Origin of the sequence: Paenibacillus popilliae ATCC 14706 (assembly GCF_000315235.1) — a bacterium.
GTDB classification, from domain to species: domain Bacteria; phylum Bacillota; class Bacilli; order Paenibacillales; family Paenibacillaceae; genus Paenibacillus_B; species Paenibacillus_B popilliae.
In genome coordinates, this window is record NZ_BALG01000372.1 from 1 (window position 1) to 9338 (window position 9338).

At 54.5% G+C, this 9338-nt stretch carries 9 protein-coding genes and 1 pseudogene; 8 read left to right on the forward strand and 2 right to left on the reverse strand.

The genetic code is table 11. From position 1 onward, the window contains the following. Positions 1-249: 249 nt before the first annotated feature. Positions 250-357: pseudogene (locus PPOP_RS26365) on the reverse strand (ATP-binding protein); the annotation flags it as partial. 115 nt (positions 358-472) lie between these two features. Beyond that, on the reverse strand, positions 473-1582 hold the full coding sequence (gene mnmA, locus PPOP_RS17440; RefSeq protein WP_006287984.1) for a tRNA 2-thiouridine(34) synthase MnmA: 1110 nt from the start codon (positions 1580-1582) through the stop codon (positions 473-475). A 331-nt stretch (positions 1583-1913) separates the two neighbouring features. Between mnmA and cymR the strand changes: the two genes are divergently transcribed. From cymR to PPOP_RS17480, 8 genes are all read left to right on the forward strand, one after another. After that, on the forward strand, positions 1914-2333 hold the full coding sequence (gene cymR, locus PPOP_RS17445; protein ID WP_006287985.1) for a cysteine metabolism transcriptional regulator CymR: 420 nt from the start codon (positions 1914-1916) through the stop codon (positions 2331-2333). Between the two features lie 19 nt (positions 2334-2352). After that, positions 2353-3516 carry a cysteine desulfurase family protein gene (locus PPOP_RS17450; protein ID WP_006287986.1) on the forward strand — a complete coding sequence of 388 codons (1164 nt, stop codon included), beginning with the start codon at positions 2353-2355 and terminating at the stop codon, positions 3514-3516. Positions 3517-3633: 117 nt separating this feature from the next. Further along, positions 3634-4143: a PRC-barrel domain-containing protein gene (locus PPOP_RS17455; protein ID WP_006287987.1), complete on the forward strand. Its 510-nt coding sequence runs from the start codon at positions 3634-3636 to the stop codon at positions 4141-4143. A gap of 26 nt (positions 4144-4169) precedes the next feature. After that, complete coding sequence (locus PPOP_RS17460) at positions 4170-4385, forward strand: hypothetical protein (RefSeq protein WP_006287989.1); 216 nt, start codon at positions 4170-4172, stop codon at positions 4383-4385. A 240-nt stretch (positions 4386-4625) separates the two neighbouring features. Next, positions 4626-6584 carry an anaerobic ribonucleoside triphosphate reductase gene (locus tag PPOP_RS17465; protein WP_093471107.1) on the forward strand — a complete coding sequence of 653 codons (1959 nt, stop codon included), beginning with the start codon at positions 4626-4628 and terminating at the stop codon, positions 6582-6584. Beyond that, entirely contained in the window at positions 6581-7066 is a 486-nt protein-coding gene (gene nrdG, locus PPOP_RS17470; RefSeq protein ID WP_006287993.1) for an anaerobic ribonucleoside-triphosphate reductase activating protein, read from the forward strand. The genes PPOP_RS17465 and nrdG overlap by 4 nt, the downstream gene beginning before the upstream one ends. Before the next feature lie 50 nt (positions 7067-7116). Continuing rightward, positions 7117-8187: an AI-2E family transporter gene (locus tag PPOP_RS17475; protein ID WP_006287994.1), complete on the forward strand. Its 1071-nt coding sequence runs from the start codon at positions 7117-7119 to the stop codon at positions 8185-8187. Between the two features lie 400 nt (positions 8188-8587). Then, the coding region (locus PPOP_RS17480; RefSeq protein ID WP_006287996.1) for a hypothetical protein at positions 8588-9338 on the forward strand (751 nt) is incomplete at its 3' end.

Consider the following 9338-nt stretch of genomic DNA (forward strand, 5'->3'; position numbering starts at 1 on the left):
TCAATCAACGACCACGAAAATGTTTGGGCTGGAAGACTGCTCACGAATCCTTCTCAGAAGAACTGTCGCACTTGGCTTGACAATCCGTCATTTACTTTTGTCTTTAAGTAAGTATCAAATGCGGGTCAACAAAAGAAAAATATTTGTTACATGAGTAAGTAGGTTTCAGAGGAGTCATAATTTTCTCGCCTGAATGTTCATCCATTTCTGAGAGTTCAGGCGAGAATTTATTTTATTGGATTTGGGATATGTGATGAAATACATAGTATGCCGTTGCTTGATCATCTCAACCCCGAGTGCAACGGCCAGGTATGTTTTACCTATTCCCGGCGGCCTAAGGAAGATAAGATTCGCTTGGCCAGCCATTCTTCAGCTAGAAGCTTATCCACAAACTCCAGCTACGCTTCACTTTTTCCTTTCGACATCGATGCCGACTACAGGTTTTATCCCTTTCTCCCGAATTCGAACTCTTTTACAGTTCCCATGCCAGCTTATGGACGGCGTCGATCGTTCCTCCGCCCAAGCATACCTCGCCATCATAGAACACGACGGCTTGTCCCGGCGTTACCGCCTTCTGCTGCATGGCGAACGTCACTTCATAGGCTCCGTCGCCGCTCCGCTCGATGGCAACCTCCTGATCGGGCTGCCGGTAACGGAACTTCGCCGTGCAATGCAGCCTATCCGGCGCCTCGCCCGCGATCCAGCTCACGCCGGTCGCCCGCAGCCCAGTCGAATACAGACTTGGATGAGATTCGCCTTGAACGACATATAACCTATTGCGGGCGACATCCTTCTCCGTCACGAACCAAGGCTCGCCTGTTCCGGAACCGCCGATGCCGAGGCCCTGGCGCTGCCCGAGCGTGTAGTACATCAGGCCGTCATGACGGCCTTTCACTTCTCCGCTGACGATGTCGATCATATCCCCCGGCTGCGCAGGCAAGTATTGACGCAAAAACTCCTTGAAGTTGCGCTCCCCGATGAAGCAGACGCCGGTACTATCCTTTTTCTTCGCGGTGGCGAGTCCGGCTTCTTCCGCGATCCGGCGGACATCCGGCTTCGGAAGATGGCCGATCGGGAACATGGCGCGCGCGAGCTGCTCCTGATTCAAGGCGTTCAGGAAATAGGTCTGATCTTTGTTGCGGTCGATGCCGCGAAGAAGCTTGGCCTGGCCGTTCTCCCGCACGATGCGGGCATAGTGGCCCGTTGCCACGTAGTCGGCGCCGAGATCAAGTGCCTTTTGCAAGAACTCCCCGAACTTGATCTCCCGGTTGCACATGACATCCGGGTTCGGTGTCCGCCCGCGCCGGTACTCCTCCAGGAAGTAGGAGAACACTTTATCGTGATATTGGCGCTCAAAGTTGACCGTATAATAAGGGATGCCGATCTGCTCGCAGACCCGGCGCACGTCTTCGGCGTCATCCTCGGCGGTACAATGTCCGAATTCGTCGGGTTCATCCCAGTTTTTCATAAAAATGCCGATGACGTCGTACCCTTGCTGCTTAAGCAGCAAGGCCGTTACGGAGGAATCGACGCCCCCCGACATGCCGACGACGACACGGGTATGGGCATTCGCAGTTGTCATGAACTCACCGTCTTTGCTGCGGGCCGGCCTAGCCAGGCGTGCTGGCGTTGTCCGGTCGGGACCCGCGATTATCGTATCACTCTATTGTAACATATCCGGCTGAAACAGAGGGTGGAAAAAACCGCCCAACGAAGGGAAGCTCGATTACCTACTAGTATTCTACAGGTGGTTATCGTGCATGCCTTGGTCTAAGTGTAATGCCTCCTTCACAAAATTCGAATAGCCGATTAGATTATTGTCCATAACGGAGATAGTTATGTTACGATATACGGGGTGCCTTAATCGGAATACATTGAATTGGATAGGAACAACCAATAAATGAGGTGTAACCATGAAAATATCAACAAAAGGTCGCTACGGGCTAACGATTATGATGGAGCTGGCTAGAAACTGGGGCGAAGGTCCGATTTCCTTGAAGAGCATCGCGGAGAAAAATAATCTCTCCGAGCACTATCTTGAACAATTGATTGCGCCGCTCCGCAACGCGGGCTTGGTCAAGAGCATACGGGGGGCGTACGGCGGCTATATATTGCCGGGAAGCCCGGAGCAGGTCACGGCAGGCGAAATTATTCGCGTGCTGGAAGGCCCGATCTCGCCGGTCGACTTCATGGAAGAGGACGAGCCGGCCAAGCGCGATCTGTGGCTGCGCATTCGCGACAGCATCGCCCAGGTGCTCGATTCGACAACGCTGGCGGATCTGATCTCATATAAGGATGAGAACGAGCAGGAAAGCTATATGTTCTATATTTGACGATCGTGAGGGAACCGAAATGGAACGAATGTATTTCGATCATGCTGCGACGACGCCGCTTCACCCGGAGGCAGCCGAAGCGATGATCGCCGTCATGCGGGACGTGTACGGCAATGCCTCCAGCGTTCACGCTGCCGGCCGCGAAGCGGCAGCGGCCTTGACGAAGGCGCGGGACGGCATCGCGGAGCGCCTGGGCTGCCGGCCGCAGGAGCTCGTCTTTACAAGCGGCGGTACAGAAAGCGATAACACCGCGCTGATCGGCGCTGTCCATGCCGCCTGGCGGAAGCACGGACGAGAACGTCCACCTCATGTCGTAACGACGGAAGTGGAGCATCATGCGGTGCTCCACACTTGCCATTATTTGGAGCAATTCGGAGTGGAAGTTACCTACGTCGCTCCGGACGACACGGGTCTCGTCGCGCCGGAGCGCATTCAGGAGGCGCTCCGGCCGAATACTTGCCTGGTGAGCGTAATGACGGGCAACAACGAAGTGGGTACGCTTCAGCCGATTCGCGAGATCGGCCAGATGGTGCGCGAACAGGGGATTGTGATGCATACCGACGCCGTTCAGGCGCTGGGACTGCTGCCGTTCCAACTGAAGGATTGGCCGGTCGACATGGCCAGCTTCTCGGCCCACAAGATGAATGGACCGAAGGGAGTCGGCTGCCTGTATATCCGTCAAGGGACCGATTGGGAACCGATGCTGTACGGAGGCAATCAGGAGCGGAAGCGTCGGGCGGGTACGGAGAATGTGGCTGGAATTGCGGGCTTCGCGGCAGCGCTTCGCGTCACAGAGGATGAGCGGGAGGACAAGGTGCGCCAGATTAGGCAAGTGAGGGCAGCGCTCTGGTCGAAGCTGGTTGACGGGCTAGGTGATCGGGTCGTGTACAATGGGCATCTCGAGCGGCATCTGCCTCACATTCTCCATGTGAGCGTGCTGGATGTTGCGACAGAGACGCTGCTGATGAATCTTGATCTGGCGGGCATTATGGCGGCCAGCGGTTCTGCCTGCACTTCCGGTTCCTTGGAAGTGTCGCATGTGCTCGAAGCGATGAAGCTGTCCGAGCTTCGCAAGAGCACCGCCGTTAGATTCAGCTTCGGATTGGGCAATACTATAGAGCAAGCCGATATTGTGTCGCAACAAATTGCAACCATCGCCAAGCGCGTCCGTATTAAAAATTAAGGAGTCTACCGGATATTATCAAGGGGCGGGATCCGTGGCGAATGGTGCGCTATCGGCGAAGAGGCGCGCCTGTAGGGCGCAGCCGCGTGTGCCATGAACCGAAGGAGGACCCCCTGAATGAAGCTGCTGGAACTGATCGGCCTGCCCGTGTTCGATATCGGTACAGGCAAGCAAATTTCCAAAGTGAAAGATATTTGCATGACTTCCGAATGGGAGATCACCCATCTTCTCCTTGTCAGCCGCGTCCCCAAACAGGACATGCGGGTACGGTGGGAGGATGTGACCGCATGTGGGGATGACGCGGTCATGATTGCGAGCGGCGAAGCCGTGCAGATGACAGTCAGCGTCTTGCTGGAACGGGCATTTCTGTCGGGAGAGGCGGCATTGAAGGGATTGCCGGTAATGACTTCGGAAGGCTCCCAGCTCGGATGGGTCGCCGATGTTTATTTTCAGCCCAATATGGGTAACCAGATAACAGGTCTGGAAATTTCAGACGGTCTGCTTGCGGATCTTCTGGAAGGAAGACGGCAGATTGAAGGAATGAGCCGCTTGAAATGGGGCACCGATGTAATCGTCGTAGAAGAGAGCGGAAGCGGAAGCGAAAGTACAAGTGTACAATCAAATTAGTCTAATGGACGGAATGGTGAAGAACGATGATGCGATGCCCGAATTGCAATTCCAAAGATATCGGGAAAATTGGCTCCCACCAGTTCTATTGCTGGGGATGCTTTATCGAGTTGACTGTGAATGGCGATAAAATGTCGGTGTTCCAGGTGGAGGAAGACGGAACGTTGAGCTCGCTCGACGATTTATTTTTTGGCGACGAGTTTATGACACCATCCTATCCGGAAACACATGCTTCTACATAACGGGGAATCCAAATCGGCATTAATCGACATAAGACAGACAATAGCGTTCATGCTACCCTCTAACGGCGCATGGACGCTTTGTGCCGTTCAGGCAGATGTCCGGCTGTGACCGATCTCATATTGCAACCTTTCGCATTTGTAGATAATACATATTGTGTCTTTTTCGAATCTACAATACTACATATAGTATTTCGGGCGATTGGTATTTCAATAGAGACGATAGGGAAGGGTGGAGTAGCGATGACGATTATGCCGCGATGGCGCGATGCGAACGTTGCCGAAGAAAGTGCGGGGGGCGCCGGACCGATGCCCTGGGCATCATGGGGGAACACCCGGAAGGGGGAGGGCGGCACGCGGCCGGACCATCATCCGCTGACGGCGTCGCTGCACGACATTGTACGGGGCAGCGATTCGGATCTGATGCGCGAGAATGCGAATGTGGACGGCCGCTCTCCGATGGGCATCATGAGCAAGATGGCCAGCGAATGCTCACGTTGGTATGCGATGAATGAATTGCTTGCCCCGGAAGCTCGGGAAGCGGTGGAGGACAATCTGCTGTACCCTCATGATCTTGATTTCTACGCATACGGAACGACAACCTGCTGTCAAATCCCGCTCGGACAGCTTTTGCAGCGGGGCTTCAATACCGGCCACGGCCATATGCGGGAGCCGCAGGATATCAAGAGCGCGCTCGCTCTCGCCTCGATCATTTTGCAGGCCAATCAGAACCAGCAGCATGGCGGACAAGCGTATCCCGCCTTCGATTACGATCTTGCCCCGTATGTAGGCAAGACGTTCCGGCGCCACCTGGCCTATCTTGCATCGCTGTCCCTGCAGCCGGAGATCGACCGAGATCAGGAAGCATGGCGGCTGACGGAGCGCGACGTGTACCAGGCATGCGAAGCCTTCGTTCATAATGCCAATTCGATGCATTCGCGCGGCGGGGCACAAGTTCCGTTCATTTCCATCAACTACGGCACGGATACGTCACTTGAAGGGCGCATGCTTGTCAGACAGTTGCTGCTGGCGACGAGAGCGGGCCTGGGCAAGGGAGAGACACCGATCTTTCCGATCCAGATCTTCAAGGTAAAAACAGGCGTCAACTTCGAGGAGCAAGACCCGAACCATGATCTGTATGAGCTGGCGCTGGCCACGACGGCGGAGCGGCTGTTCCCGAACTTCGCTTTCCTGGACGCGGCCTTCAACAAGGAGTATGACGACGGAACGCCGGAGAGCGAGGCCTGTTACATGGGCTGCCGCACCCGGGTCATGGCCAACGCGAATGGCCCGTCGACGCCGCAGGGACGCGGCAATCTGTCCTTCACCTCGCTTAATCTGGTGCGGATTGCGCTGCTGGCCCGCACGAAGGAAGCTTTTTTCAGCCTGCTGGACAAAATGCTGGCCATTGCCGTAAGACAGTTGGCCGCGCGCTTTGAATATCAAGGACACAAGCAGGCCCGCGATTTCGCCTTCCTGATGCAGCAAGGCGTCTGGCGCGGCAGTGAGCGGCTTCAGCCGGAGGACGAGCTGCGCGACGTATTGAAGCAGGGCACGCTCAGCGTCGGCTTCATCGGGCTGGCCGAGGCGCTGGTCACCTTGACTGGGTGCCATCACGGTCAATCCGAGGACGCACGCCGACTCGGTCTTGAGATTATCGGGCATATGCGTCGGCGGATGGACGAAGCCGTGGAGGCCACCGGGATGAACTATTCGCTTATCGCGACCCCGGCAGAAGGGCTGTCCGGCAAATTCACGAAGCGCGATCAGGATGATTTCGGCCGCATTCCAGGAATTACTGATCGCGATTATTATACGAATTCATTTCATGTTCCGGTCTATTTTCCGATCAAGGCGTATGACAAAATCCGCATCGAAGGGCCGTACCATGCCTTGTGCAACGCCGGACATATTACATATGTCGAGCTGGACGGCTGCGCCAAAGCGAATCCGCAAGCACTCGATCGGATTGTGCGCGCGATGGCAGAGCACGGGATCGGTTACGGATCGATGAACCATCCGGTCGACCGCTGCCGCCGCTGCGGCCATCAGGACATGATCGAGGATGCATGCCCCGTATGCGGCGGCACCGAAGAAGACATTGAACGCATTCGCCGCATTACCGGTTATCTGGTCGGCGATATGAGCAAGTGGAATTCGGCTAAGCAAAGCGAGGAAAGCGAGCGGGTGAAGCATCGATGAGCTTGCAGGTGATGTCGATACTACATGACAGTGTCGTGGACGGAGAAGGGCTAAGGACGGTCGTGTTCGTTAGCGGCTGTCCCCACCGCTGTCCGGGATGCCATAATCCAAGCTCCTGGCGCAGCGACGGCGGCACGCTGATGAGCGTAGAGGCGGCAGCGGCCGACGTACTCTCCAATCCGCTCACCGATCTTACCTTGTCGGGCGGCGAGCCGTTCCTTCAGGCCCGGGGGCTAGCCAAGTTGGCCCATATCGCGAAGGAGGCGGGCCGGACGGTCTGGTGCTACACCGGGTACACGGTGGAGGAACTGCTGCAGGAGGGAACCCGGGATCAGCGGGAGCTGCTGCGGCTGACGGATGTGCTGGTGGACGGCAGGTTCCTGATCGAGCGCCGCCGTCCCGGCCTTCGCTTCCGCGGCAGCGACAATCAGCGCATCTGGAAAATGAGGAACGGCCAGCCGGACGAGTTAATTTTCATATAGCTACACATACTTTACTGTATGATGCTCGTCTGAACGGAGTGTGGAATACAGTGGAGCGTTTTTGGAAAAACAAGCTGTTCGTCAATGGCGTATATGTGCTGATCACCCTGTTCATCCTGTACCTCTTGTATTTATTGAAGCCACTTCTGGGCCATGTGTACGGGATTGTGAAGTCGGTGCTTGCCCCGTTCCTCATCGCGCTGATTATCGCTTATGTGCTTAATCCGGTCGTCAATATGCTGTGCGAGCGCAAAGTTCCCCGTCCGATGGCGGTGCTGCTTATTTATGTGGTATTTATCGCCTGCGTTACCGTACTGCTCATCAATATGATTCCGATGATCATGAAGCAACTGGAGGAATTGAACGAGCAGATGCCTCACTTGAATGCGAAGGCGGAGAAACTGATGGATGGGCTGAGCGAGTCGTCACTCATGCCGACGTCGGTCCGGAGCAGTCTGAACGACTGGATGTACGGCATGGAGCAGCGGGTAGGCAAGGTAATCACGGAATTGATGAACAACCTCGGCGCTACGCTTAACATCCTCATGATGGCGCTTATCGTTCCTTTTTTGATTTTCTATATTTTGAAAGACTTCAATGTGTTCGAACGAACCGTTATCGCCTATGTGCCCAAAACGCACCGTAAGCATATGGTGATGATGCTCAAAGAAATCGATCATGCGATCGGCAGCTATATCCGGGGGCAAGTTCTCGTCTGCGTCATTATCGGGGTGCTGGCTTATGTTGGCTACTTGCTGATCGGACTGCCTTACGCGCTGCTGCTGGCGCTGTTCGTGGCCATTTTCAACATCATTCCGTATCTCGGTCCTTATTTCGGAGCGGCTCCCGCCCTAATCGTCGCCTCGACCGTGTCGCTGAAGATGATGATCTTCGTCATTACCGTCAATACGATCTGTCAAATTCTCGAAGGGAACATTATCTCGCCTCAGGTGGTTGGCCGAACCCTGCATATGCATCCGCTCTCCATCATTTTTGCCCTGCTTGTCGGAGAACAGCTCGCCGGCATCATCGGAATGATTCTGGCCGTACCGTTTTTTGCGGCACTCAAAGTCGTCCTATCCCATGTGTTCACCTATTACGTGCGGCGCAAAACGGTGTGACTGAATAGGCCCAGCCGCATCCAGGAGGGGGGGATGACGATTCCCCTCCTCCTTCGTTATGTTCTTAGCAAACCTAACAATAGGAGGAATTTAGGGCGCTGGCAAGTGCCGCTTTGTCGTCAATATCCTGTAGTAACCAAAGGGTCTCATCGGTATTTCCGATGGGGCCCTATTTTGTTCTACAACAACCCGCGTATCCCTTCTTCTTGGCTTAATATGATTGAATTTACATATATTCATAAAAAAACAATTAAATATATAAATATAACCATGTAAGATGTGAAAGGGATTTTTTTTCAACACGATTCAACAACAGGAATTGCTTACATGTGCATGATGAAAAAGAAGGGAGACTCAATGAACAACGACAGAGTTGGTCTGAGGAACAGAGGAGAGCAAAATGCAAGCGAATGCTTATGTACAGGGGATTTTTATAGGTTTATGTATTAGCTTGCTAGCGGGGGTGTTTTCACCTCTGGAAATTACTGCGCTGGCGCCAGCAACGGTTTATGCGGACAAGGCGGACAGTGCAGAAGACGAAGACCCCCGGTTCGTACCCAAGGTGGAACGAGCAGCATCCGACGAAAGTGATGAAATAGTCTCCTGGACGGTGCCCAATGATGACGAAAGCGATGAAGTAGCCGACGTGGAGTGGATGGCCGAGAGTGATCTTGCGCTTGGCGCCAAGCCGAGCAGCATTGACTTTGCTAACGCCTCTCGGGTGAAGCTTACGGCGGGGGAACTAACCAAGCTCACCTGCAAGGACATGGACGCCCATGAAAGTGTCTATCTCAAGGTGGATTTGACGAAGGGAGTCGCTGTAAGCTTTCAAGCTACTGGAGCCGCAGGCTTAGAAATGTATACAAGCAACGGCACGCGCGTAGCGAGCAGTGGTACGAACTGGCTAATCTATACAGCAGAGGACACGGACACGTATTATCTCAAAGCGCTCGCAGGAGACAGTGAGGCAGCGATTGTGTTGCGGATCTCGCAGGCTATCATAGCGCCTGGTACGTTGAATTATACGGGGAGTGAGGACTTCGCTTATTTCGCGACAAATGTGAAGGCAGACCGCACGATGGTCTTCAAGACAGACTACCAATATAGCACGTTTAAACTGTATAACGCCCCGAGTACCTCTCAGGATAACA

Excerpts from the sequence above, each read along its gene's own strand:
- cymR (WP_006287985.1), top strand. The coding sequence starts at position 1,914 with ATGAAAATATCAACAAAAGGTCGCTACGGGCTAACGATTATGATGGAG.
- PPOP_RS17450 (WP_006287986.1), top strand. The coding sequence starts at position 2,353 with ATGGAACGAATGTATTTCGATCATGCTGCGACGACGCCGCTTCACCCG.
- nrdG (WP_006287993.1), top strand. The coding sequence starts at position 6,581 with ATGAGCTTGCAGGTGATGTCGATACTACATGACAGTGTCGTGGACGGA.
- PPOP_RS17465 (WP_093471107.1), top strand. The coding sequence starts at position 4,626 with ATGACGATTATGCCGCGATGGCGCGATGCGAACGTTGCCGAAGAAAGT.
- PPOP_RS17460 (WP_006287989.1), top strand. The coding sequence starts at position 4,170 with ATGATGCGATGCCCGAATTGCAATTCCAAAGATATCGGGAAAATTGGC.
- mnmA (WP_006287984.1), bottom strand. The coding sequence starts at position 1,582 with ATGACAACTGCGAATGCCCATACCCGTGTCGTCGTCGGCATGTCGGGG.
- PPOP_RS17455 (WP_006287987.1), top strand. The coding sequence starts at position 3,634 with ATGAAGCTGCTGGAACTGATCGGCCTGCCCGTGTTCGATATCGGTACA.